Source organism: Mannheimia massilioguelmaensis, from assembly GCF_000940515.1.
In the GTDB taxonomy this organism is placed as follows: domain Bacteria; phylum Pseudomonadota; class Gammaproteobacteria; order Enterobacterales; family Pasteurellaceae; genus Basfia; species Basfia bettyae.
In genome coordinates, this window is record NZ_CDQL01000008.1 from 398,429 (window position 1) to 424,567 (window position 26,139).

At 36.8% G+C, this 26,139-nt stretch carries 24 protein-coding genes, 1 pseudogene and 1 CRISPR repeat array; of the genes and pseudogenes, 14 read left to right on the forward strand and 11 right to left on the reverse strand.

What is annotated here, in order from left to right:
• Nucleotides 1-2: 2 nt before the first annotated feature.
• From cas5c to BN1226_RS10210, 10 genes and pseudogenes are all read left to right on the forward strand, one after another.
• A pseudogene (gene cas5c, locus BN1226_RS10165) lies at nucleotides 3-737 on the forward strand (type I-C CRISPR-associated protein Cas5c).
• Nucleotides 734-2,794: a type I-C CRISPR-associated protein Cas8c/Csd1 gene (gene cas8c, locus BN1226_RS10170; RefSeq protein WP_044471103.1), complete on the forward strand. Its 2,061-nt coding sequence runs from the start codon at nucleotides 734-736 to the stop codon at nucleotides 2,792-2,794. Before cas5c ends, cas8c begins: the two are co-directional and overlap by 4 nt.
• Nucleotides 2,795-2,820: 26 nt before the next feature.
• Nucleotides 2,821-3,657 (forward strand): type I-C CRISPR-associated protein Cas7/Csd2, encoded by an 837-nt coding sequence (gene cas7c, locus BN1226_RS10175; RefSeq protein WP_044471104.1) that lies wholly within the window; start codon nucleotides 2,821-2,823, stop codon nucleotides 3,655-3,657.
• A 1-nt stretch (nucleotide 3,658) separates the two neighbouring features.
• Nucleotides 3,659-4,273 (forward strand): CRISPR-associated protein Cas4, encoded by a 615-nt coding sequence (gene cas4 / locus BN1226_RS10180; RefSeq protein WP_044471105.1) that lies wholly within the window; start codon nucleotides 3,659-3,661, stop codon nucleotides 4,271-4,273.
• A complete protein-coding gene (gene cas1c / locus BN1226_RS10185; protein ID WP_044471106.1) occupies nucleotides 4,266-5,285 on the forward strand; it encodes a type I-C CRISPR-associated endonuclease Cas1c in 1,020 nt (339 codons plus the stop codon). The genes cas4 and cas1c overlap by 8 nt, the downstream gene beginning before the upstream one ends.
• A gap of 65 nt (nucleotides 5,286-5,350) precedes the next feature.
• Nucleotides 5,351-5,644: a CRISPR-associated endonuclease Cas2 gene (gene cas2 / locus BN1226_RS10190; RefSeq protein WP_044471107.1), complete on the forward strand. Its 294-nt coding sequence runs from the start codon at nucleotides 5,351-5,353 to the stop codon at nucleotides 5,642-5,644.
• A 181-nt stretch (nucleotides 5,645-5,825) separates the two neighbouring features.
• Nucleotides 5,826-6,719: a CRISPR direct-repeat array (repeat unit 32 nt; unit sequence CTCCGCTCCCACACGGGAGCGTGGATTGAAAC).
• A 287-nt stretch (nucleotides 6,720-7,006) separates the two neighbouring features.
• Nucleotides 7,007-8,137 (forward strand): class Ia ribonucleoside-diphosphate reductase subunit beta, encoded by a 1,131-nt coding sequence (gene nrdB / locus BN1226_RS10195; protein ID WP_044471108.1) that lies wholly within the window; start codon nucleotides 7,007-7,009, stop codon nucleotides 8,135-8,137.
• Nucleotides 8,138-8,222: 85 nt separating this feature from the next.
• Nucleotides 8,223-8,480 (forward strand): class I ribonucleotide reductase maintenance protein YfaE, encoded by a 258-nt coding sequence (gene yfaE / locus BN1226_RS10200; RefSeq protein WP_044471109.1) that lies wholly within the window; start codon nucleotides 8,223-8,225, stop codon nucleotides 8,478-8,480.
• A 220-nt stretch (nucleotides 8,481-8,700) separates the two neighbouring features.
• A complete protein-coding gene (locus BN1226_RS10205; RefSeq protein ID WP_044471110.1) occupies nucleotides 8,701-10,023 on the forward strand; it encodes an anaerobic C4-dicarboxylate transporter family protein in 1,323 nt (440 codons plus the stop codon).
• Between the two features lie 51 nt (nucleotides 10,024-10,074).
• On the forward strand, nucleotides 10,075-11,499 hold the full coding sequence (locus tag BN1226_RS10210; RefSeq protein ID WP_044471111.1) for an aspartate ammonia-lyase: 1,425 nt from the start codon (nucleotides 10,075-10,077) through the stop codon (nucleotides 11,497-11,499).
• 62 nt (nucleotides 11,500-11,561) lie between these two features.
• Here BN1226_RS10210 and BN1226_RS10215 read toward each other — a convergent pair whose 3' ends face one another.
• From BN1226_RS10215 to selD, 9 genes are all read right to left on the reverse strand, one after another.
• On the reverse strand, nucleotides 11,562-12,434 hold the full coding sequence (locus BN1226_RS10215) for a MurR/RpiR family transcriptional regulator (protein ID WP_044471112.1): 873 nt from the start codon (nucleotides 12,432-12,434) through the stop codon (nucleotides 11,562-11,564).
• Nucleotides 12,435-12,592: 158 nt separating this feature from the next.
• Nucleotides 12,593-14,050 carry a DASS family sodium-coupled anion symporter gene (locus BN1226_RS10220; RefSeq protein ID WP_044471113.1) on the reverse strand — a complete coding sequence of 486 codons (1,458 nt, stop codon included), beginning with the start codon at nucleotides 14,048-14,050 and terminating at the stop codon, nucleotides 12,593-12,595.
• A gap of 305 nt (nucleotides 14,051-14,355) precedes the next feature.
• Nucleotides 14,356-15,168, reverse strand: a complete 813-nt coding sequence (dapB, locus tag BN1226_RS10225) for a 4-hydroxy-tetrahydrodipicolinate reductase (RefSeq protein WP_044471114.1) — start codon at nucleotides 15,166-15,168, stop codon at nucleotides 14,356-14,358.
• A 30-nt stretch (nucleotides 15,169-15,198) separates the two neighbouring features.
• Nucleotides 15,199-15,828, reverse strand: coding sequence for a homoserine/threonine efflux transporter (locus BN1226_RS10230; protein ID WP_044471115.1), 630 nt, complete (start codon nucleotides 15,826-15,828; stop codon nucleotides 15,199-15,201).
• An 8-nt stretch (nucleotides 15,829-15,836) separates the two neighbouring features.
• A complete protein-coding gene (locus tag BN1226_RS10235) occupies nucleotides 15,837-16,334 on the reverse strand; it encodes a phosphatidylglycerophosphatase A family protein (protein ID WP_044471116.1) in 498 nt (165 codons plus the stop codon).
• A 9-nt stretch (nucleotides 16,335-16,343) separates the two neighbouring features.
• Nucleotides 16,344-17,339 carry a thiamine-phosphate kinase gene (gene thiL, locus BN1226_RS10240; RefSeq protein WP_044471117.1) on the reverse strand — a complete coding sequence of 332 codons (996 nt, stop codon included), beginning with the start codon at nucleotides 17,337-17,339 and terminating at the stop codon, nucleotides 16,344-16,346.
• Between the two features lie 24 nt (nucleotides 17,340-17,363).
• Nucleotides 17,364-17,795 (reverse strand): transcription antitermination factor NusB, encoded by a 432-nt coding sequence (nusB, locus tag BN1226_RS10245; protein ID WP_005758926.1) that lies wholly within the window; start codon nucleotides 17,793-17,795, stop codon nucleotides 17,364-17,366.
• Nucleotides 17,796-17,806: 11 nt separating this feature from the next.
• On the reverse strand, nucleotides 17,807-18,277 hold the full coding sequence (gene ribH, locus BN1226_RS10250) for a 6,7-dimethyl-8-ribityllumazine synthase (protein WP_005759080.1): 471 nt from the start codon (nucleotides 18,275-18,277) through the stop codon (nucleotides 17,807-17,809).
• Nucleotides 18,278-18,487: 210 nt separating this feature from the next.
• Nucleotides 18,488-19,585: a selenide, water dikinase SelD gene (selD, locus tag BN1226_RS10255; RefSeq protein WP_082041930.1), complete on the reverse strand. Its 1,098-nt coding sequence runs from the start codon at nucleotides 19,583-19,585 to the stop codon at nucleotides 18,488-18,490.
• Between the two features lie 162 nt (nucleotides 19,586-19,747).
• Between selD and BN1226_RS10260 the strand changes: the two genes are divergently transcribed.
• Nucleotides 19,748-20,746 carry a substrate-binding domain-containing protein gene (locus BN1226_RS10260; RefSeq protein ID WP_044471119.1) on the forward strand — a complete coding sequence of 333 codons (999 nt, stop codon included), beginning with the start codon at nucleotides 19,748-19,750 and terminating at the stop codon, nucleotides 20,744-20,746.
• A 65-nt stretch (nucleotides 20,747-20,811) separates the two neighbouring features.
• Here the strand turns inward: BN1226_RS10260 and BN1226_RS10265 are convergent, their stop codons facing one another.
• Nucleotides 20,812-21,327: a gluconokinase gene (locus BN1226_RS10265; protein WP_044471120.1), complete on the reverse strand. Its 516-nt coding sequence runs from the start codon at nucleotides 21,325-21,327 to the stop codon at nucleotides 20,812-20,814.
• A 223-nt stretch (nucleotides 21,328-21,550) separates the two neighbouring features.
• On the opposite strand from BN1226_RS10265, the gene idnD reads away from it, so the two are divergent.
• From idnD to BN1226_RS10280, 3 genes are read left to right on the forward strand one after another with little or no spacing between them, the layout of a single operon-like run.
• Nucleotides 21,551-22,594, forward strand: a complete 1,044-nt coding sequence (gene idnD / locus BN1226_RS10270; RefSeq protein WP_044471121.1) for an L-idonate 5-dehydrogenase — start codon at nucleotides 21,551-21,553, stop codon at nucleotides 22,592-22,594.
• A 10-nt stretch (nucleotides 22,595-22,604) separates the two neighbouring features.
• Complete coding sequence (idnO, locus tag BN1226_RS10275) at nucleotides 22,605-23,369, forward strand: gluconate 5-dehydrogenase (protein WP_044471122.1); 765 nt, start codon at nucleotides 22,605-22,607, stop codon at nucleotides 23,367-23,369.
• A 26-nt stretch (nucleotides 23,370-23,395) separates the two neighbouring features.
• Entirely contained in the window at nucleotides 23,396-24,745 is a 1,350-nt protein-coding gene (locus tag BN1226_RS10280) for a GntP family permease (protein ID WP_005759173.1), read from the forward strand.
• 86 nt (nucleotides 24,746-24,831) lie between these two features.
• Here BN1226_RS10280 and BN1226_RS10285 read toward each other — a convergent pair whose 3' ends face one another.
• The gene (locus BN1226_RS10285) at nucleotides 24,832-25,983 is read right to left on the reverse strand and encodes an MFS transporter (RefSeq protein ID WP_044471123.1); all 1,152 of its coding nucleotides are present in this window, start codon (nucleotides 25,981-25,983) and stop codon (nucleotides 24,832-24,834) included.
• Nucleotides 25,984-26,139 lie beyond the last annotated feature (156 nt).

Here is a 26,139-nt window from a genome sequence, read left to right on the forward strand (position 1 = left end):
ATATGAATAGCAAATTTACTTTCCGTGTGTGGGGACGACAAGCTTTATTCACCGATCCCATCACTAAAATTGGTGGCGAAAAGTTCAGCTACCAAGTACCAACTTATGAAGCATTAAAAGGCATTTTAAAAAGCATTTATTGGAAACCGACCCTGATCTGACACATAGATAGGGTTAGAATTATGAAACCAATTCAGACTCAGAGCAAATCAACTAAGCCATTAGAATGGAATGGTGGCAATACTTTGGCAATTTACACATTTCTGCAAGATGTTGAATATCAGGTAGAAGCCCACTTTACCTGGAATGAATATCGAGAAGAATTAAAAGCTGATCGTAATTTAGGCAAGCACATGGCAATAGCAAGACGTATGCTTGAGCGCGGGGGAAGACAAGATATTTTCCTTGGCACAAGAGATTGCCAAGGATATGTTGAGCCTTGTGAATTTGATGATTTAAGCCGTGATGGTAATAAAGGTTTTTATGATGATATTAACAACCTTGATTTTGGCTTAATGTTTCATAGTTTTGGTTATCCTGATGAAATAGGTGAAAATAAATTACTAACCCGATTTTGGAACGCTAATATGCATCGAGGTATTATTACGTTCCCAAGCACAACGGATAATGAAAAACTAAAAACGCGGTTTATTCGTAATATGAAACCAGAAAAAGTATTCAACCAAGAACAAAATATAAATTCTGTAGAAAACGAAACTAAGGAGTTAGGATTATGAGTTGGATACAAAAGTTATATAGAACCTATAATGAGGCCGAGAAAAATTCTAACTTATCCGATTTAGATAAATTGGCTCCATTATGGCATAGTCCACAAACTGCACACATTGAAATTATATTGGATCAAAATGGTAATTTTATTTCAGCGCAGGTTCTCAGAGATAAACCTATTATTATGCTACCTGTTACTGAAACTTCAGAAGGACGAACAAGTGGACTTGCTCCTCATGCGTTAGCAGATAGCTTACAGTATATTGCTAAAGATCTTGGACTTACCCATATCGCCGAAATAACCAAAGAACTTGAAGATAAAAATGGCAAAAAGAAAATAGTTAAAGAGAAAAAAGAAGAACTTATTTTCAATCTATATGCAAAACAATTAGATGAATGGTGTGCTTGTACAGATAACCCTAAAATTTTAGCTATACAAAAATACGTACATAAAGGGACCGTTTTGTCAGACCTAATCAAATCCCAAGTGGTTCCTGTTGATAACAACGGGAATATTTTAGAAAAATGGAACAAAAGCGATAATATAACACAATGCAAACCAGCATTACTTGAAGTCTTAGGTCAAAATGCTGAAATTCGTAAAGCCCTAGTTGTATGGTCAGTAACAATTCCCAATGACTTATGCCCCCAGACCTGGAAAGATAAAAATGTACAAAAAAGCTGGGGAGAATATTATCAAACTACTTTAACGAGTCAGTTTTGCTCTGTTCTAGGTGAAGAACAACAAACTCGTGATAGCCACCCAGCTAAACTAATTTACTCAGGGGATAAAGCTAAATTAATTTCATCTAATGATACATCTGGATTTACTTACTTAGGTCGATTTGAAAATGCAAACCAAGCAGCATCTATATCTGCTGAAGTATCTCATAAAGCACATGCAGCACTACGCTGGCTTATTGAGAGAGGACAAGGCATTCGCAATGAAAACCAGGTCACTGTCGCATGGGCATTAAGTGGGAAAGAAATTCCATCTCCAATGGAAGACTCCCATTTTTATTTGGATGATGATATAGATATTTCAGCTTCGAATGAAGAGGATATTGTATCCGCAACACCAATTTCAACTAAAGATTGGTCAGTTAATTTAGGGGCAAAAGCAGCTGAAATACTGAAAAAGAAACTACGTGGTTATCAAGCAAAATTAGAACAATATGACCAAATTACGCTACTTATTGTAGACGGAACAACACCAGGAAAAGGCAGAATGGCACTTACCTATTATCAAGAATATTTGCCCGAAACCTATTTTGCTAATTTAGATGCTTGGATTGATGACTTTTCTTGGTATCAACGCCATACAATAGAAAAGCAAAATGAAAAACTATCAAAAAAATCAGGTAATAAAAAAACAATTTGGGTAGGCATTCCACCCTCACCATTTGCGATTGGGCAGGCAGTTTATGGAAAAGCATTAAGTGACACATTAAAAAAACAACTTTATGCTCGCCTATTACCCGTTATTTCGGGTGGTAAGAGTATTCAAATTCCTTACGATTTAGTACAAAAAAGTTTCCAAATAGCTTGTAATCCAGATGGTTCAGAACATTGGGAATGGGAACGTAATATCGGTATTGCTTGTGCCTTATACAAAGGCTGGCGCGCTCGTCATCATATTTCATCACAACGGAGAACTTATACTATGGCTTTAGATAAAACAATAAAATCAAGAGATTATTTATACGGCAGGCTCCTTGCCACCGCGGAAAACATTGAATCATACGCACTTTACCTCGCTGGAGAGAAACGTTCGACCACTGCTGAACGCTATATGCAACGATTCGCCGAACGACCATTTTCAACTTGGCGCAATATTGAACTAGCTTTACGGCCTTATCAAGAAAGATTACGTAATAATGATAAAGATACAGGGTCTCAAGCAATTAGTAAAATTATGGAATTATTTAACCCTGCGGATTTCACTTGTGATGACAAATTAACGGGTGAATTTCTACTAGGTTATCATAGCCAAAAAATGGAAATTACTAGCAAAATTTCCGAATATAGCAAAACTAAAACTGAAAAAAATGAAAAAACTGATTAATAATTATTATCACAAAGGAATTCAAAATGAGCTTAACTAAAAAAATCGACTTTGCTTTAATCTTAAAAGTAACCAATGCAAATCCAAATGGTGACCCTCTCAACGGTAACCGCCCTCGTACCGATTTTTCAGGTATTGGAGAAATTACAGATGTCTGCTTAAAACGTAAAATTCGTGATCGTTTACAAGATAATAAAGAAAGTATTTTTGTGCAGTCCGATGACAGAAAAATTGATAGTATGACTAGTTTAAAAAATCGTGCAGAATCAAATGAATTTGGATTAGGAAAAGAAGCATTTAAAGCTAAAAGCAAAGATGAAACAGCTAAAAAAGCCTGTGCTAAATGGCTTGATGTTCGAGCATTTGGGCAAGTTTTCGCATTTGGTAAATCAGATGAGGGTTCGGGTGTATCTATTGCAATCCGTGGCCCAGTTACAATCCAATCTGCATTAAGTATCGAACCAATTAATATCATTAGCACACAAATTACCAAAAGTGTTAGTGGAGAAGGTGATGGCACGAAAAAAGGATCTGATACCATGGGTATGAAACACCGCGTAGATAACGGGATTTATGTGGCTTATGGTGCGATGACTCCTCAACTTGCTGAACGGACTGGCTTTTCAGATGAGGATGCAAACAAAATCAAAAACGTTTTAACAAAACTATTCGAGGGTGATGCCTCTTCTGCTCGCCCTGAAGGCTCAATGCAAGTGCTAAAATTAATTTGGTGGGAACATAATTGTAAATCAGGGCAACATTCTTCAGCTAAGGTTCATCAAAGTTTAACCGTTAATACTGATGGCAGTTACTCATTGGCAAATTTAGATGGTTTAACACCAGAAGAAATTGAAGGATTCTAACATGCCAATCTCCCTCTCTGCCCTTCAGCATTATGCCTTTTGTCCGCGGCAATGTGCGTTGATTCACAATGAGCAGTTGTGGGCGGAGAACTTTTTGACGGCGCAAGGCAATATTCTGCACGAGCGCGTAGATAGCGGTGAACCTGAAACACGCAAAGGGGTGCGATTTGAACGAGCCGTGTTGGTGTCGTCAGAGAAATTGGATCTTGCAGGTAAATTGGATTTATTAGAAATGGAGCTCAGCACGGGGCAGCTGCGTCCCGTGGAATATAAACGGGGCAAGCCGAAACCTACAAATTGGGACAAGATTCAGCTGTGTTCGCAAGCCTTATGTTTGGAAGAAATGAAAGGCATTGAAATCACTGAAGGTGCCCTTTGGTATGGACAAACACGACACCGAGAAATCGTCCCGTTTTCGACCGCACTTCGTGCTGAAACCTTGCAAGCTATTGAAGCTGTGCAAGCGTTGCTTACCTCAGGCGTAACCCCTCAGCCCGTTTATGATAAGCGTTGCAAAGCCTGCTCTTTAATGGATCTTTGCCAACCACAACTGTTACAGAAAGATCGATCCAAAGCTTATATTGAGCAATTGTTTACGGAGAATGACGATGCGTAAACTACAAAATTCTCTTTATATCACCAAACAAGGTAGTTACTTGCACAAAGAACGCGAAACTCTAGTAATTGAACATGAGCGGGAAAAAGTCTTTCAACTGCCTATTCATTCTATTGAACACATTTTCTGTTTTGGCAATGTGTTGGTATCACCATTTCTCATCGGTTTCTGTGGTGAAAATAACGTAAATTTAGCTTATTTTTCTGAATACGGACGTTATCTTGGACGATTCCAAGGCAAACAAAGCGGCAATATTTTATTACGTAAAGCTCAATATCGTATGGCAGAAACAAATCCCGTTCCAATTGCTCGCAATATTATCGCTGCCAAAATTCAAGCAAGCCGAAAAGTATTACAACGACATATTCGCAATCACGGTAACGCTCCTGAAATGGAACGAGTTATTGCCTTACTAGGCAACAGTGTCACTCGGCTTAAAAGTGCAGTCGATTTAGAACTAATTCGTGGTATTGAAGGTGAAGCAGCAGCCCGCTATTTTTCTGTTTTTTCTCATCTTCTTACTCTACAAGCACAGCCTCATTTTCAATTTGATGGACGCAATCGCCGCCCTCCTCGTGACCCAATTAATGCAATGTTATCATTCCTTTACAGTGTATTAGGCAATCAGATTAGTGGCGCATTACAAAGTGTTGGGCTAGATCCACAAGTTGGTTTTCTACATGCTGATCGCCCTGGACGAGATAGCCTTGCACAAGATCTGTTAGAAGAATTTCGCGCTTGGTGGATTGACAGAATGGTGCTAAGTTTAGTCAATCGTCTGCAAGTTAAATCCAACGATTTCAGTATTGATGCCAGTGGTGCAGTACAAATGAAAGACGACACACGCAAACTCTTATTACAAACTTTACAACAGAAAAAACAGGAAAAAATTGAACACCCATTTTTAGGTGAAACGGTGGAAATCGGCTTACTGCCTTATATTCAAGCAATGCTTCTAGCTCGTCATTTACGCGGTGATTTAGCTGAATATCCACCATTTTTAATGCGTTAACCCTGCTCTTTAACAATTCGGTTTTAAAAAACGATCAGTCTGTACATACTTTTAAGGAATGCTCTATGATGATTTTAATTACCTATGATGTATCGCTTGAAACAGAAGGTGGACAACGTCGTCTTCGACATATTGCCAAACATTGCCTTGATTACGGAATCCGCGTACAATATTCTGTCTTTGAATGCGAAGTAACTCCTGCTCAATGGGTTGCACTCAAAGATAAACTCCTCAACACCTACGACAGTGAAACTGATAGCTTGCGCTTTTATCAACTCGGTGCAAACTGGAAACACCGTGTCGAACATCATGGTGCTAAAGCTGCGATAGATATTTTCCGCGATGTGTTAATCATTTAGTCCATCGCTAACCCTCAGTTCTCATCAAATCTGTCATCGATTAGCGAATTTATTTTTATAATAAAAGTAATGAGTTAGATTTCATTATGATTTGTTGATATACTGAACCCTATTATATCTGACCTGATTAGCGAAACCTCGCTTTTCAAACCAGATATAACGTGCCATCATCAATATGGCACTCCGCTCCCACACGGGAGCGTGGATTGAAACTGATGCTGTTGAGCAAGAGATGATTGCTTGGCGGCTCCGCTCCCACACGGGAGCGTGGATTGAAACTAATTTTTTGATTTTATTGTGGTAATAATTGAACTCCGCTCCCACACGGGAGCGTGGATTGAAACCATCTAATAATATTAAATTTGTTAATTGTAACAGCCTCCGCTCCCACACGGGAGCGTGGATTGAAACATCCCAGTTAAACCAAAGTTGGTAAAGTTTTTGACTCCGCTCCCACACGGGAGCGTGGATTGAAACCATTTCGGGTTTGGCTCGCCATGGGAAAGTGTGGCCTCCGCTCCCACACGGGAGCGTGGATTGAAACTCGTTGCGAGAATTGACGGCGATATTGCACAGCTCTCCGCTCCCACACGGGAGCGTGGATTGAAACTTTAAATAGGACCTGTAGCAGTTGATTTATAAATCTCCGCTCCCACACGGGAGCGTGGATTGAAACTGATGTAAATTGAATATCAGGAATATATTTTGTCCTCCGCTCCCACACGGGAGCGTGGATTGAAACAAACAATTTAATAATAGGGCTAAATTATGGCAATGCTCCGCTCCCACACGGGAGCGTGGATTGAAACTTGCCCATCTACCTCAATCACTCCTAAACTTGCATCTCCGCTCCCACACGGGAGCGTGGATTGAAACTGCATCAACGTTTATCCCCATGTTGAGTAGCTGACTCCGCTCCCACACGGGAGCGTGGATTGAAACTGGCATGTTAGTCCATGCTTTAAGGATTTGCTTGCCTCCGCTCCCACACGGGAGCGTGGATTGAAACGAGTAAGCGGTTTAATTTCCACCACATACGGCTTCTCCGCTCCCACACGGGAGCGTGAATTGAAACAACGGAATGAACCGCCCTGCTATAGTGTTCGGTGTCCCTCATTTTACATAGGCATAAGAATTGAAACTATGCACTATCACTCCATGCCTATGTAACTAATTTTTGTTGCGATAATTAAGCATAATTTAAAACAACTGCTCAAAATGCAACAGATGTTAATATCAACCTCTATATCATTAAGCAATAATTTACTGTGTTATTAAAAATAGGAATACGTTAAGTTAAACTTTCGTTAGCTTGGATGTTAAGGTAAAATATTCTAATCTTTTTATTACACTGAGAACTTTATGGCATACACTACTTTTTCCCAAAATAAAAATGACCAATTAAAAGAACCGATGTTCTTTGGTCAAAACGTTAACGTTTCACGTTACGATCAACAAAAATACGAAACTTTTGAAAAGCTTATTGAAAAACAACTTTCATTCTTCTGGCGTCCTGAGGAAGTCGATGTGGCACAAGATCGCATCGACTATGCCGCATTACCAGAGCATGAAAAACATATTTTCATTAGTAACTTAAAATACCAAACCTTGTTAGATTCTATTCAAGGTCGTAGTCCAAATGTGGCATTATTACCTTTAGTTTCTATTCCAGAATTAGAAACCTGGATTGAAACTTGGACTTTCAGTGAAACTATTCACAGTCGTTCATACACCCATATTATTCGCAATATCGTTAATGATCCTTCAATAGTGTTTGATGATATTGTAACCAATGAAGAAATTATCAAACGAGCAAAAGATATTTCTGCTTACTATGATGATCTAATCCGTGATAGCCAGCTTTATGGTTTATATGGCGAAGGTAGTTACGAAGTGGATGGTAAAAACTATACTGTCACTTTACGTAATCTTAAAAGACAACTTTATCTTTGTTTAATGAGTGTCAATGCATTAGAAGCTATTCGTTTCTATGTATCATTTGCTTGTTCATTTGCTTTTGCTGAACGTCAATTGATGGAAGGTAATGCAAAAATTATTAAATTTATCGCTCGTGATGAAGCATTACATTTAACAGGTACACAGCACATTTTGAACATTATGGCTGCGGGGCAAGATGATCCTGAAATGGCCGAAATTGCAGAAGAATGTAAACAAGAGGCTTATGATTTATTCTTAGCGGCAGCAGAACAAGAAAAAGCTTGGGCAGATTATTTATTCAAAGATGGCTCAATGATTGGTCTTAATAAAGATATATTAGTTCAATATGTTGAATATATTACTAATATTCGAATGCAAGCTGTAGGTCTACCTTTACCATTTGAAGCTAGATCAAACCCGATTCCTTGGATTAATGCTTGGTTAGTATCAGACAATGTTCAAGTGGCACCTCAAGAGGTAGAAATCAGTTCATACTTAATTGGTCAAATTGATTCTAAAGTGGATACTAATGACTTTGGTGACTTTGATTTATAATTAATCATAAAAAGTGCGGTAAGTTTTATAAAAATTTTTGAAAACTCACCGCACTTTATATAATTTCACACACTTCACTGCAATTATGAAAGTCTATCAGATCCATCTTTCTCAACAAGATAAAACACTCACGCATAGCAATGAGACATCTCTTCTTGCGACTTTAGAAAGAAATGGTTTAAGCCCTGAATACCAATGTCGTTCTGGTTATTGTGGCTCCTGTCGTACAAAACTTAAAAAAGGAAAAGTTTCTTATAAAGAACGTCCACTTGCCTTTCTTAATCCTAATGAAATTCTACTTTGTTGTTGCCAAGTGGAAGATGATTTAGAAATTGATTTATAACCTCCTCATTTTTACTCCAATAAACATTATCTTATTCTAAATATTTTAATTTCTCACTGTGATCCGAATCACATTTATGAATAAAATTATTCAACAAATGTAATTTTAGTGCATTTTTTGAATATTTTTATTCAAAAATAATTTAACAAGGAATACAATACAATTATATGAAGAATATTTTTCACCAAACATCCATAAAAAATATAAGGAGGATAGAAAAATGTTTTGGTTGGAGCTTATTATTGTATTAGGGATGATCCTTGTGGGAGCTAGATATGGTGGCATATTTTTAGGGATGTCTAGCGGTCTCGCTGTAGGGATCTTAATCTTTGTTTTTGGTTGTGTACCTGGTACACCTGCCATTGATGTTATGATGATCATTATGACTGTTGTTATTGCCTCAGTTCTTCAAGCCTCTGGTGGTATGAATTATCTTGTTCAACTCGCTATTCGACTCTTAAAGAAAAAACCATCTAGAATTACGTTCTATGGACCATTAATTAGCTACTTATTCACTTTTATGTGTGGTACAGGTAACATCGTCTTTAGTATTTTACCTGTTATTGCCGAAGTTTCTCGTGAAGCGGGTATTCGACCTGAACGACCAATCTCCATTTCTGTCGTTGCTTCACAACAAGCGATTACCGCTTGCCCAATATCTGCCGCTACAGTTGCTTTATTGGGTTTCTTAGCTCCATCAGGTATTACACTTATTAATATTCTAATAGTTTGTATTCCAGCCACATTACTTGGCGTCTTAGTTGGTGCATTATATGCATCACGAATGGGAAAAGATTTAGAAAAAGATAGTGAGTATTTGAAACGTGTTGCTGAAGGTAAATCAACAGCAATTAATGAAAGATCTGTAGTGAATAATCAAAATTCTTTCGGTAAAAAGGAAAAGCTTTCTGTTGGTTTGTATCTATTAGCTGCAATTATTGTGATATCTTTTGGCTTGTTCCCTAATCTTCGTCCTGATTTTATCCTTGGGGATAAAACTGTTACGTTATCTATGACCATGACAATTGAAATTGTCATGATGCTTATGGCTGGTGTAATTGTTATGGTATGTAAAGTCAATGTACCTGAAATTATTGAACAATCAGTTTTTAAACAAGGCTTAATGGGCGTTTATGCAATCTTCGGTTTATCTTGGGCTGGTGATACCTTACTTAAGAATAATCTAGAATTTTTGAAAAATGGTGCCCAAGATGCCATCGCCACTAATCCTTGGCTATTTGCTTTACTACTATTTTTTATGTCCACGATTATTCTAAGCCAAGCAGGCACATTAGGTGCATTGGCTGTTCTTGGTATGACATTAGGTGTTCAAGCACCAGATATGATTGGGATGTTCCCAGCTGTAAACGGTTATTTCTTTATTCCTATTTATGCAACAGTTCTCGCTGGTATTGCTTTTGATCGCACAGGAACAACACATATTGGTAAATACGTATTTAACCATAGTTTCATGATACCTGGATTAATTACAACTATTGTAAGTGTAGCTATTGGCATGACATTAGCAAATATGATTCTATAACTTAACTATTCATTCACAAATAAAACACTTTCGCTCTTGGAGGAAAATAAAATGATTAAAGAAGTAGATTGCATCGGAGAAATGGAAATTTCAGAAGACGTGTATTATGGTATTCAAACTGAACGCGCTAGAAATAACTTTGATATTTCAGGCACTACTATAGGACAAATGCCTGAGTTTATCCGAGCTATTGCCGAAATAAAAAAAGCAGCAGCTATAGCTAATGCTAAAATAGGTAAATTAGATCAAGATGTTGCAAATGCTATTGCTAATGCAGCAGATGAAATCATAGCGGGGGAAATGGCTAACATGTTTCCATTAGATGTACTACAAGGAGGCGGCTCCACTTCAACAAATATGAATGTTAATGAAGTTATCGCTAAACGTGCAAATGAAATGTTAACTGGTCATAAAGGTTATGACAAAGTTCATCCGAACACACATGTTAACCGTGCCCAATCAACTAATGATGTTATTCCAACTGCGATTGGTATTGCTTGCTATCGTTATGCTGAAAAACTTCGTCCATCTTTAGCACAACTTACCAAATCTTTAGCACAAAAAGCAGAAGAATTTAAAGATGTAGTGAAAGCTTCAAGAACCTGTATCCAAGATGCAGTACCTATAACACTCGGACAAGAATTTAGTGGCTATTATACTTTTGCTAAACGTAATTTAGCATTATTAGATAGTATGCTTGCAGAGCCATTAGAATTACCATTAGGTGCCACTGCATCAGGCACAGGTCTTGGAACATTTGAAGGTTATATGGAAGCAGTTTTTGTTGAACTCAAAAAAGTCACTGGTATCAATGTCAAACAAAAAGAAAATCTTTTCGATGGTTTGCAACAGGGTGATGAATATGTTCGCTTATCTGGTTACCTAAAAGGTTTAGCAACAGGTTTAGGAAAAATTGCAACTGACTTACGCATGATGTCTTCAGGTCCTCGTTGTGGTTTTCAAGAAATTATTCTTCCTTCTGTACAACCTGGTTCTTCTATTATGCCAGGAAAAATTAATCCTGTAATACCTGAATTAATGAACCAAGTATGTTATCAAGTATGTGGTAACGATATGGCAATTACTATGTCTGTTGAAGGTGGTGAATTAGATCTTAACGTATGGGAGCCTGTGATTATCAAAAACTTAGCTGAAGAATTCACCTTATTAACTGGTGGAATGAAAAAATTCACAGAACTTTGTATTGATGGCATTCAAGCGAATAGAGAGCGTTGTGAAAGCTTCGCTGAAGGTACAATGGCAAATGCAACTGTAGCCTCAGCTTTACTTGGTTATCCTAAAGGTACTGAAATTGCCAAAAAAGCTGTTGCAGAAGATAAAACCGTGAAACAAGTTATCAAAGAAATGGGATTATTTTCTGAGCAAGAAGTCGATAAATTATTTGATCCATTAATGATGACTGATTGGAAAGAAAGTAGCAAAGTAATTTCTCAAGAAGAAATCAAAGCAAAATAATTAATGTATTTTAATTTTAAAAGCCGAGTATAAAACATTAAACTCGGCTTTTTTTATTAATTTTATTTATTTGAACAGAATATATGAGCGGCTTCTGCATATTGTTCAAATGCAGCCAATTGTTTCATTGATTCCATTTGATTTAATTTGGCAATCTTTTTACCTAATACTTCAGATAAATACACCACTGGTGCAAGGTGATCAATATAAGCTCTATATTCAATATCAATAGGAATAACAATATTGGCTAACTCTGAAATTGGATTTTCTGTAGTAGAACTCATACAAACAATTGGAACATTATTGTTGTGAAAGTATTGTGCCAATTGTAATGTTAATGTCGGAAATCTAGGGAAAGCATAAATAAGCACGGCATCATGCTTTAAATCGGTTGATAAAATATTTTCAAATAATACACTATCTAAAGAATTAACTCTTTTCACATTTTTTCTAACTTTAGATAAAAAATATGCCATATATTCAGATAAAAAGGCAGCACCTTGAAAACCAATAATAAAAATATTATCCGCTTTGGCTAATAACTCTGCAGATTGATCTAATAACTCTGGTGATAATGAACGTTCTATAGTATGAAAAGTTTGAATACAAGGTTGAAAAATACTCTTATCAGTTAATGCTCTATAACTGCCTAGTTGCTGTTCACTATCCATAAAAGCATCAACTGTATTAATATCTTGCTGAATAATTTGATGCAATGCCTCTTTCATTTTAGGAAAACCATCATATCCTAAAGTTTCAGCAAAACGAATAACTGTAGAGCCGCTGACTCCAGCCGTATGAGCTAAATCCGTTGAATTAAGAAATGCCGCAGTTTGATAATTAGCAATAATATAATCTGAAAGCTTTCTCTGTTTAGCCGAAAATATTTCTTTATGCTGTTCAATACGTTGAAAAATCGTATCTTTATTTTCCATAACCTCTACCTATACCTTAAGCATTTGAGCCATATAATACACCATATATCAAAAACTCACAGCGTTATATAAAAAGTGCGGTAAATTTTTGAAAAATTTTACCGCACTTTATTCATTTAATTGAACTTACAGCTCAAATGACCTTGGGATAATTCATTTTACCACCAACCTAATATTTTCATCCAAACACCGCCAACACCGAACCAGATAGCAAGAGAAAGAAGTGAAACTACGAAGCTCACCCCCCACCATTGACCTGTAGAGTTATAACCCGAGCCAAATAATGCGGGACCTGGGCCACCAGCATATTGAGTTAAACTCATTGATAATGTTGATGTATAACCTAAGCCTAATGCAGCAATAATTGGTGGTGTGCCACAAGCGATTGCCGCAGCGACGAAAGCTAAATACATTGCTGAAATATGTGCCATTGCTGATGCAAAGAAGTAACGAGTATAGAAATAGACTAATACTAAAATTGTAAAAGCAATCGGCCAATCAAATACACCAACAGAAGAGGAAATATGGTTAGAAATCCATGCGATCGTTCCATATTTATTTAATGCATTTGCCATCATAACTAACACAGCAAACCAAAACATCGTATCCCATGCTGTGCTTTCTTCAATGATGTTTTTCCAGCTCATTATATTAGTTAATAATAAAATCACTAAACCTACGAATGCCGATACGGTTGCAGGAATATGGAATACTAAATCACCAACCGTCCAAAGGAAAAGTAATAAGATAAAATCTAATGCAAGTATCCATTCGGCTTTACTCATTGGCCCCATTGCAGTTAATTCATCTTTTGCCATTTGAGCCATCTTAGGGGTATCTTTTAGCTCTGGTGGATAAATGAGATACACAAAATAAGGTAAAACAATTAAACTTACAATACCTGGAACAATGGCACCTAAGAACCAGCTCATCCAAGTAATTTCTACACCTTGGCCTTTAGCTAATTCAGCAATTAATGGGTTACCTGCCATTGCCGTTAAAAACATGGTACAAACGATAGTATCAATTTGTGATACAGCAATAGCTAAGAATGCACCTGCACGGCGAGCTGTAGGACCTGGTTTTGAATCATAGGTTTCAGCGATCGAGCGCATAATTGGATACATAATTCCGCCTCCACGCGCTGATGCTGATGGAATACCTGGACCAACAACAATATCAGCTAATGCCATTGCATAAGCCACACCCATCATTTTTTTACCAAAGCGAGAAACGAAGTATAAGGCAATACGTTTGCCTAAACCTGTTTTAATTACTGCTCGAGATAAGAACATAGCAATTGCAATGAGCCAAATTGTGCTATTAGCAAAACCCGATAACATTGCAACTTCATTTTTACCGGCTTGAATCGGTGTTAAACCAGTAATACCACTGATCACTAAAGCAACTAATGTTGCGGCGCCCATTGGCATAGCTTTTGCAATAATCGCAACAATAGTTGCAACGAAAAGAGCTAGCATTCCCCATGCTTTTGAGCTTAAGCCCTCTGGCGTAGGAATAATCCAAATTGCTAGCCCCACCAAAATAGCAATGAGTAATCCTTGCCATTTAAAGCCGAGTTTGACCTCGACAATTGGAGTTGTTTGAAGATTCATATCTTGGTTCTCTTAAAAAGATTTTACAAAAATAAAAAAGGGAATATATGCCATATTCCCTTAATTATTTAACTCTACCATCCTTAGTAACTTCTATAAAATACCATGGTTCTAAAGAGTAATAAATAAACTTCTTACACATCTTTATTATTTATTGATTAAGAATGATTTAACTTTACCAAAAAAGTTTTTTATGAAAAATTAAACTAATTTATTAAGCTAATTAAAATTTTCAAAAAATTGACCGCAGTTTTCCAATAAAAAAGCACAGTTCAATACTGTGCTTCTTCAAAATTCATTTTAAATTACAGATTATTTAAATCTAATACATCTGTCATATCAAATAAGCCTTTATCTTTATTAGCAATCCATTTAGCGGCTCGAACAGCACCATTTGCAAAGGTCATACGGCTTGAAGCTTTGTGAGAAATTTCCACTCTTTCACCAATATCCGCAAACCAAACTGTATGTTCACCAACAACATCAGCTGCGCGAATAGTTGAAAAACCAATATCCTCATGTTTACGCTCACCAGTAATACCTTCTCGAGCAAAAACCCCGTTAGTTTTTAAATCACGTCCCAAGGTTTTTGCAATATGTTCACCCATAGAAAGTGCGGTGCCTGATGGTGCATCAACTTTATGGCGGTGATGAGCTTCGATAATTTCAATATCACAAGAATCCCCCATCACTTTTGCCGCTTTTTCTAATAGTTTGAAGACGAGATTCACGCCTACGCTGTAATTGGAAGCAAATACAATTGCGATTTTTTCTGCTGCTGCTTGAATTGTGGCTTTACCCGCCTCATCAAACCCTGTGGTGCCCAAAATTAATTTTTTATTATTTTCTACGCAGAATTTAATGTGTTCAAGGGAGCCTTCAGGGCGAGTGAAGTCGATAATGAGATCGAAGTTATCTTTTTGGCTGGCAAGGTCTTCTGCCACTTTTATACCTACTACACCAATGCCAGCTAATTCACCTGCATCTGAACCTACTAGAGATGAACCTTTGCGTCCAAATGCGGCACCAAGTTCTACGCCTTGTGCATTTTGTACGGCTTGAATGAGTTGGCGCCCCATACGTCCGCCCGCACCAACGATTGCAATTTTTAATGTCATGTTTTGTCCTTTTCTTTTTTATGAAATAAATTAATTCAGCATTTCCACAATGCCAGTATAGGCAAGAATAATGCCGAATAACAAAAAGATTACGCCTGCGGTATTATCAATGTAACGACTATATTTACTATAAAAATTTTTTGCAAATGGTCGTGAGAAAAATAAGGAAATTAAATAAAAATAAACAAAAGTTTCTACCACGATAATGCCAAAAGCTAAAAACATCTGCCAAGTTTCTGTAATATTGACTAAAATTAATGACATCACACTGGCAAAATAAATAATCGCCTTAGCATTCGAAAGATTAACAAATAAACCTTTTAATATCTCTTTTTTAATCGTTGTCGATTGATTTAGTTCTGCAATAGAAAGCGAATCAAAGGTCACATTAGTACGGCTTTTCACCATCAACATGCCTAAATAAGCAAGATAGCTACCGCCAAGTAACATAACAATGCCATGCAACACAGGCATCGTGGTAAAGACAATGGCTAAGCCTAACATTGCGGCAGCTGCCCAAAATGCTACACCCAAGGTAATACCAATAATTCCACAGATGACATTACGTCGAGAATTACTGGCTGCCATACGGCTTACATAAAAGAAATCAGGGCCGGGGGTAATGAGTCCGAAAAAATGCACAATAATTAAATTTAACATATTTACACTTAATACTGATGAATGAACCAAATCACCATTATCGAATAAATTGCAGCTAATACATCATCAATCATAATGCCAAAACCACTTTCTAATTTATTGTCAAAATAGCGAATAGGGAAAGGTTTTAAAATATCAAATAAACGAAAAATGACAAAAGCTATTAAGCACCATTGCCAATTGATTGCAGGCACAGTTAATAGCACTAACCAAACGGCTACAAACTCATCCCAAACAATAGCGCCATGATCATGCACGCCCATATCATCAGATGTTTTTTGACAAAAATAAATACCGATAAAGAAACTAGTTATAGTAAAAATCAGAAAAGCAGTATTGCCTATGAGTGAAAGCAAGAATGCACCAATAATGACTGCGACAAAACTTCCCCATGTACCAGGTGCGGGACGAAGCAACCCACTCCCTAATCCTAAGGCAAAAAAATGAATAGGATTACGTAATGTTACTCGTGATAATGCTTCACTTGATGAATTAAAAGATTTCATTAAGTTATCCTATTTAAAATGATCAAAACTCTGAATATCCAATTCAACCTTTTGGTTATATCGTTGTAGTTGAATTGGTTGCAGTGAATTTTGCTGAATAATACGTCCAATACAAGTATAAGGGACATTTAATGGGGTTAAATATTGTTCGAGTTTGGCTTGTTGTTCATCTGAAACGGTAAAACATAGCTCATAATCTTCTCCACCTTGCAATGCCATACGTTCAGCTTCTTCTCGTCCATAATAAGCTTCCAATTGTGGAGAAATGGGTAAATTTTCTAAATTCAATACCGCACTTTTATGGCTACGCTCAAGAATATGCATCAAATCTCCCATTAATCCATCAGAAATATCCATTGCTGCATTGGCTAAATAATGCTGTGCTAGCATTTGACCAAATTCAATGCGAGGAACGGGGTAAAGATTACGTTGAATGAAAAAATTTTCTTGATTTTCAACCGCACTTTTTCGCCCTTGTTGCCGATCTCTACTGATATAAAAGCCTGCCAGTGCATCACCTAACTGCCCTGTCACATAGATCCAATCTCCCACTTTAGCCTGATCACGGCGCAGTGCATAATCGCCTAGAATACCTTGCGCAGTAATAGTAATGGTTGGGATGGGTCCTTTTGTGGTATCTCCACCAATTAATGTCACATTATATTGATTTAATATATCAAACATCCCTTGACTAAATTCTGAAAGCCAATATGTATCTATTTTGGGTAAAGTTAAGGCTAATGACACCCAAGCAGGCATTGCCCCCATTGCAGCAAGATCACTGAGATTTGTTGCTATCGCTTTATAACCTAAAGCTCGAGGTGGAATGTCTGGATAGAAATGCGAGTTTTCAACCATCGTATCAGTGGTGATGGCTAAACGCTGATTAGGTTTCAATTGTGTGATAGCACAATCATCACCGATGGAAAGAATAACATCTGAGCGAGATGGTTGTTTAGACGTAGCAAAATAGTGATTGATTAAGTCAAATTCACCTTCAGCCATAAAATCCTCACTCAGATTATTTAGTTATTTTCGATTTAATGCGGGTGCTACTTTATCAAGAACACCATTGATATATTTGTGGCTTTCTTCTGCACCAAATGTTTTCGCTAATTCAATCGCTTCATTGATAACGACTTTGTAAGGCACATCTAATTCATATTTAAGTTCATAAACAGCTAAGCGTAAAATAGATTTCTCAATGGGATCTAATTCATCTGAGCAACGATCTAAACAAGGTGCCATAGTGCTATCTACGCTTGGTATATTTTCTACGGTTTGGCGAAACAATTTACGGAAATAAGGCATATCAACACCTTTCATATCTTGATCTGTCACAAATGATAGTTCTACAGTTTCTACTGGATTTTGAGAAATATACCAAGAATATAATGCTTGTACCGCACATTCTCTTGCTCGACGACGGGGTGATGGACGTTTTTTATTTTGTTCAGTCATGAGCGTACCAATTATGCTTTGATTTGATCTAATAAGTTAACCATTTCTAAGGCAACTAAGGCTGCTTCTGCACCTTTATTACCAGATTTTGTACCAGCTCGGTCAATGGCTTGCTCAATATTTTCAGTAGTCAATACACCAAATGCAACTGGAATATTCGCTTCAACAGAAACATGTGCAATACCATTGCTTGCGCCACCAGCAACATATTCAAAGTGTGCTGTACCACCACGAATTACAGTACCTAATGCAACAATTGCATCATATTGTTTGCTATCAGCTAAACGACGTACAGTTAAAGGCAATTCATATGCACCAGGTACACGTACTAACGTAATATTTTCATCTTTTACTTGACCAATACGTTTTAATGCATCTACAGCACCTTCAACTAAGCTGTCATTAATAAAACTGTTAAAACGAGCTACAACTACAGCAACACGTGCTTTTGGCGCTGCTAAGCCACCTTCTAATACTTTCATGATATATCCTAATTAAAATTGAATGGAATAAATTTGGTTCGAAATTCTATCATAAAAAATCTAATTTTTCAGTATTATTCCGATAATGTTTTAGAGGTGTTGGGATTTTATCTGAACTTTGCCTAATAAGTATTGTTCTGTCACTGAACCATAAAAAAGTGCGGTTAGAATTTCAAAAATTTTAACCGCACTTTAGATTATAATCTGGGATTAATCTTGAATATGAATAATCACAGGATCTTGCTCATTTTCTCTAGCACTTAATTCGCCCACTTCACTGAGCTCAACTCCCGCTTTTTTTGCAATTTCAAGCACTTCCTGTTCACCTTCAGGGCGAACGGCAATCAATAAACCTCCTGAAGTTTGCGGATCACACATGACCACTTTTTGTAAATCTGTCATTTGACTAATCTTGTGACCATAACTTTCATAATTACGATTCACTCCACCTGCAAGACAACCTTGTTCAATATAATAACTTGTACCAGCTAATGTCTTGATTTTATTAAAGTGAACATTTGCAACTAAATTAGCTGATTCACAAACTTCTAGTAAATGTCCTAATAGTCCAAACCCTGTCACATCTGTCATGGCAGTAACAGATTCTAATTCTGAAAATTGGCTACCGACTAAATTCATACTACACATAGCTTGTGTAGCTAAGCCTACGTGTTCAGGCTTTAACTGACCACGTTTTTCTGCCGTAGCTAAAATGCCAATACCAAGTGGTTTAGTGAGATATAGCTTACAACCTGCTTCAGCTGAAGCATTACGTTTTATTTTCTCTGTTGCCACAATCCCTGTTACTGCTAAACCAAAAATAGGTTCTGGTGCATCAATAGAATGCCCACCAGCAAGAGCAATACCGGCTTGACGACAAGCATAACGCCCACCATCTACAATTTTTTGAGCAATTTCTGCAGGTAATACATTAATTGGAAAACCCAAAATAGCAATTGCCATAATAGGCTTTCCTCCCATCGCAAAAATATCACTAATAGCATTAGTAGCCGCAATACGTCCGAAATCAAAAGCATCGTCCACGATTGGCATGAAAAAATCCGTGGTGCTAATAATACTGGTACCATTTCCAAGATCATATACTGCCGCATCATCAGCAGTTTCGTTACCCACTAACAAATGCGGATCAACAAATGGTTCTAATTGACTGTGTAAAATTTTCCCTAACACCTTAGGCGAGATCTTACAGCCTCAACCTGCACCATGGCTATACTGCGTCAGTCGAATATTGGATTGTTCAATTTTTTTATCTAGGTCTGACGGAACAGTATTCGCATCATTTTGCATGCTAAGCTCCTTGTTCATGAAATATCATAAATTTATTATACTCTTTTTATGATTTAGGCAAAATCTTAGCTTATTTTAATTATTTATGATTTAGATTAGTTTTTTCCAGCGCCATCATACAGTAGAATAAGAAACATAATAATTTAAATGATAATGTGGATTATGATTAAAAATAAGCGTCCTACCCTGCAAGATATTGCAAGCCATTTAGGTATTACCAAAATGACTGTCAGTCGTTATTTGCGTAATCCATCATCTGTTGCAGAGGCCACAGGAAAAAAAATTGCACTGGCTATTGAAGAATTTGGTTATTTTCCTAACCGAGCACCAGATATTCTGTCAAATGCCAAAAGCCATTCTATTGGGGTATTAGTTCCCTCACTCACCAACCATGTTTTTGCTGATGTCATTAAAGGCATTGAAGAAATCACGGATAAAGCAGGTTATCAAACTATGCTTGCTCATTATGGTTATAGTGAAAAAAAAGAAGAACAACGTATTGAAAGTTTATTATCCTATAATATTGATGGATTAATTCTTTCTGAAAGTCATCATTCAGAACGTACTAATAAAATGCTACAAGTCGCGAATATTCCCGTTATTCAAATTATGGATACTACGGAAATAGGAAGCCACCAAGTAATTGGTTATGACAATATTGCAGCAGCACAAGCTATGGTTGAAACCATGATTAAGCGCAATCATCGACATATTGCTTACTTTTCTGTACGTCAAGATAAACGGACTAAATTACGTCAGCAAGGTTATGAAATGGCATTAAAAAAACATAATCTTTCAAGCATTGTCATTAATACGAAAGAACATTCTTCCTTTACATTAGGAGGTAAATTATTACATCAAGCATTACAAGAGCAGCCTGAGTTAGATGGCATTTTCTGTACGAATGATGACATTGCCATTGGTGCGATCTTTGAATGTCAGCGGTTAGGTATTAAGGTGCCAACACAAATTGCTATTGCGGGTTTTCATGGACACAATGTTGGACAATCAATTACCCCTCAATTAGCGACAGTGATCACTCCTCGTTTAGAAATTGGGCGAGTTGCTGCCCGAGAATTAATTCATCGTTTACAAGATATTCCAGCACAAAGCACAATGATTAATTTAGGTTATCAAATTCATTTAGGCGAGAGCATTTAAACAATAAAAAGTGCGGTGGAAATTTTCAAAAATTTTACCGCACTTTTAATAAAATAATTATATCATTATAAATAAGGTTTCAAGGCAATAGAACAGCGTTCAACCACCTCTTCAAAACTGCCATTGATATCAATTGGAATCACATCCGTTTCATCTGGACCGGGCACTTCTAATGTTGCAAATTGACTCTTCAACATTTCTTCTTTCATATAATGACCTTTACGTTGACGCATGCGTTCAAGAATTAAGTCGAAGCTACCATGAAGAAAAATAAACTTCATATGTTGATTACCTTCACGAATTTGATCTCGGTATTTTTTCTTCAATGCTGAACAAATAATAATACCAACTTCACTTTTTTGCTCTAAACTAAAGGCTGCATCGCTAATTCGTTCTAGCCAAGGGGCTCGATCCTCATCATTTAAAGGAAAGCCTTGCCCCATTTTGATAATATTCGCTCTAGGATGAAGATCATCACCATCAATTAATTTAATTCCTAGGCGATGGGCGACCTCTGTACCGATCGAGGTTTTCCCTGTACTGGAAACCCCCATCAAAATAAAACTTTTACCTTGAGACATATATAACTCCTACCCTCATATCTATTATTAAATAATAGCATACATTCAAATAGTTACCGATAACAATATTTTTTTATTTAACACTATTATTTTTTAACATTATTTATAAATAATTATCATTTATTTGAAGTTGATCACAATTTAAATAGAGTTTTGTTTACGATTTTGCCAAATTAAGATATGTTACCGATAACAATCAAAGGTACACAAAAAGGAAAATCTTATGGAAATTAAAACACATTCCTGTGTAGTTAAAGGCCCTAAAGATGTCGATATTATTGAACAAACGGTAAATTATGATGAATCAGATCAAACGCATACCTTGGTGAAAATGATACGGGGAGGAATCTGCGGTTCAGACTTACATTATTATCAACATGGTAAAGTAGGTAATTTTGAAGTTAAGCATCCAATGGTATTAGGCCATGAAATGATTGCCGAAGTGGTTAAAACGAATGATCCGAAATTATATGTGGGTCAGAAAGTAGCAATTAATCCAAGTAAACCTTGTGGCCATTGTAAATACTGTTTATCTAATGAATCTAATCAATGTGAAACGATGCGTTTCTTTGGTAGTGCAATGTATAACCCACATATAGATGGAGGTTACACTCAATTTAAAGTTGTTGATAATGCACAATGTATTACCTATTCACAAGAAGCATCTGACGATGTGATGACATTTGCAGAACCTTTAGCGGTCGCAATTCATGCTGCAAAACAACCTGGCGATTTAATCGATAAACGTGTTTTTATTTCAGGTGTAGGGCCAATCGGTTGCTTAACTGTCGCCGCGGCAAAAGTATTGGGTGCAAGAGAAATTGTGGTTGCAGACTTAAGTCAACGCTGTTTAGATATTGCTCTGCAAATGGGAGCCACCAAAGCCTTAAATGCAGCAACCGATGACTTCTCTGAATATAGCGCACATAAAGGTGCATTCGATGTATCCTTTGAAGCTTCAGGTCACCCTTCTTCTCTTGAACGTTGCTTAAGCGTAACTCGTGCAAGAGGTCATATCGTACAAATTGGCATGGGAGGTAATGTTCCAGACTTTCCTATTATGACATTAATTGCCAAAGAAATTAATTTAGTCGGCTCATTCCGTTTCATTGAAGAATTTAATACCTCAGTTGAATGGTTGAGTTCAGGTAAAATCAATCCGTTACCACTCTTATCCGCAGTTGTTCCATACCATAATCTAGAACAAGCATTAATTAAAGCGGGTGATAAAACCCATGTTTCCAAGGTTCAGCTTTCATTTGCATAAGGAGAATAAAATGAGTGAATTATTTTCTTTAAAAAACAAGCGTATTTTAATCACCGGTTCTACTCGAGGTATTGGTAATTTATTAGCCACAGGTTTAGCTGAACATGGTGCAGAAGTGATTATTCATGGCACAAAACTTGAAAATGCCAAAAAAGTCGCCTCTGAATTTACAACAAAAGGGTTCAAAGCTCATGCAGTAGCATTTGATGTGACTAATTCAAAAGCTGCGCAAGAAACTATCGACTATATCGAAAAAGAAATTGGTCCTATTGATGTGCTTGTTAACAATGCAGGTATTCAGCGCCGTCACCCTTTCTGTGAGTTTCCAGAAAAAGATTACGACGATGTAATCAATGTCAATCAAAAATCAGTATTTATTATTTCTCAATCAGTGGCTCGTTATATGGTGAAACGCAAAAGCGGTAAAATCATCAATATTGGTTCCATGCAGAGTGAATTAGGTCGTGACACCATCACACCTTATGCAGCATCTAAAGGTGCTGTGAAAATGTTAACTCGAGGAATGTGTGTTGAGTTAGCTCGTTACAATATCCAAGTCAATGGCATTGCTCCTGGTTATTTTGCAACAGAATTAACTAAGCCATTAGTTGAAAATCAAGAATTTAGTTCTTGGTTATGTAAACGTACACCTGCTGGTCGTTGGGGTGATCCTCGAGAATTAATTGGTGCAGCTGTATTTTTATCATCATCTGCCTCAAATTTTGTTAATGGTCATTTATTATTTGTTGACGGTGGTATGTTAGCCGCAGTTTAAAATAGAACTATTTTATAAGGAATATTATGTTAATTTTTATTATGTTAGCCTCTATTGCATTGCTTCTCATATTAATTATGAAGTTTAAAGTTCATGCATTTGTTGCTTTAATTATTGTCAGCCTATTAACTGCATTTGCTACAGGCATGCCGATTGAAAAAATTTTACCAACTCTACTTAATGGTTTTGGTGGTACATTAGCGAGTGTTGCATTACTGGTTGGTTTAGGTGCCATGATTGGTCGGTTGCTTGAAATAACAGGCGGTGCAAAAGTCCTCGCAGATACATTGATTAATAAATTTGGAGAACAAAAAGCGCCTTTTGCTTTAGGTATAGCATCATTAATGTTTGGGTTTCCAATCTTCTTTGATGCGGGCTTAGTTGTGATGTTACCAATCATATTTAGTGTAGCAAAACAATTTGGTGGTTCAGTGATTCGTTATGCCTTCCCTGCTGCTGGTGCATTTGCAGTTATGCATGCATTTTCAGTTCCTCATCCTGGCCCTGTTGCAGCAGGCGATCTTCTCGGGGCCAACATAGGTTTATTAACTATCGTCGGCTTATGCTGTGCAATTCCAACTTGGTATTTTGCTACCTATTTATTTGGTTTACGTTTAAGTAAAAAATATCATTTAGATTTACCTAAAGCTTTCTTAAATGCAATGCCTATAAATGATACAGCAGTATTAAATCCACCTAGCTTCAAGAAAGTCATCACTATTCTATTATTGCCATTACTACTCATCATGTTAGATACCGTGTTGAATACACTTGCTATCTCAAAAGTTATTGATGGTTCACAAATGTGGGTTGAATCACTACGTTTACTCGGTAAAACGCCTATTGCATTATTGATTACACTAATCGTTGCGATACTCTTATTAAAAGATCAACGAAGCTATGAACAAATTGAAAAAATTTGTGACAGCTCATTAGGCCCTATTTGTGCAATTGTTTTAGTTACTGGTGCAGGTGGTATGTTCGGGGGAGTATTGCGAGCAAGTGGTATTGGTGATGTATTAGCATCAATGCTTTCAGACACAGGCATGCCTGTTATCGTTGCAGCGTTCATTATCTCAACGGCATTACGTATTGCCCAAGGTTCTGCAACTGTAGCATTAACAACAACTGCAGCGTTGATTTCACCATTAGTATCAGCAGATCCTACATTAACTCAATTTGACTTATGTTTTATCGTGATTGCAATTGCCGCAGGTTCAACTGCATTCTCTCACGTAAACGACTCAGGGTTCTGGTTAGTCAGCCGTTTCTTAGAAATGGACACTAAAACCACCTTAAAAACTTGGACGGTTCAAGAAACACTTATTGGTATTATTGGTTTCATCATTGCCTTTATCGGTAGCCTAATTCTTTAATTCTGAATCATCTACATAAAAAGTGCGGTAAATTTACCGCACTTTTTTTATAATTCGAAAACGCTTAGTTATATTTCTCAATAATATTATTTTTTCAAACTTGGATTTTTTAAAAGAAAGGAGAAAACTAAAGCACAAACACTCAGTACACAAAGTGTTTGTAATGCCATTTGAATCCCATAATGATCTGCTAACCAGCCCACAATGGGTGAAAATATCCCGCCCATAGTAATGCCTAAACCAAGAGTAACCCCAGCCGCGAAACCAACACTTCTGGCTAAATAGCTTTGTCCCAATACGACAATTGGACTATATTGACTAAAAACACCAAAACCTAGAGGAATTAATAATATAAAAGAAAGCCATAAATTCTCACTACGTGTAAATATCAATAAGCTAGGAACAAGACATAAATAAGCATAACGAATTACTTTTATATAACCCCAACGATCGGCTAATAATCCTCCGATAAAAGTAATCATCACACCCATTGATGAAAACAACGTCAAAGCAAAGTTAGCATCAGTCTCTTTCTGAGCCAAAATAGCAATCCAATAGATTGGAATAAAGGCATTTAATACGGTGAAATTAGTCGCTCTAACAAAGATAATCACCGATAGCTTAGCAAAACTCTTCCAATCATTTTGTTGTTGAGAAAGATCGAATTGTTTTTTAGCAACAATCGTTTGTTTGCCTGATATTTTCGGTAATTGAAGATAAATAATCAGTGCAATAATACCATTAATAAAGGCAAATATAGCTAAAGCTTCTGCTCCCCAAATATAGGCAGCGCCAGCAAGTATTGGGCCTACGGCAAAACCACCATTTCCGCCAACAGCAAAAATACCCATCGCTTTGCCTTTTTTATCACCTGACATGCGGTTAATCAAACGAGCACCTTCAGGGTGAAATAAAGCAGAACCTATACCCGCAATCATGGCTAATCCAAATAGGCTCCAGTAAGAATGTACAAATCCCATGCCCGCAATACAGAGACCAGAAAGTAACATTCCTGATGGAATTAACCAAGGCATTGAGCGTTTATCAGCTAAATAACCGAAAAAAGGCTGAGCAAGAGAAGCTAATGCGGTATTAGCAAAAATAAGCCCTCCCGCCTCTTGATAAGTTAGACCATAAGTTTTAATAAACAGAGGAAGCAACGCTGGCAAAGCACCTTGTGCCATATCCGTGACTAAATGTCCTATCGCAGCTAAATAAATAGCAAATTTATTCTGCATGGTTCCTCCTTCTAATGAAGCATAATGGTACTATTAAAGTGCGGGTTAAATTAAAAAAATTTATTCAAGGCATCAAATAATATTTAATTCAGATACTATATTCCTATATTGAACAAACATAAATAAGTTTTCATTTATATAAAACATTTTCTAAAA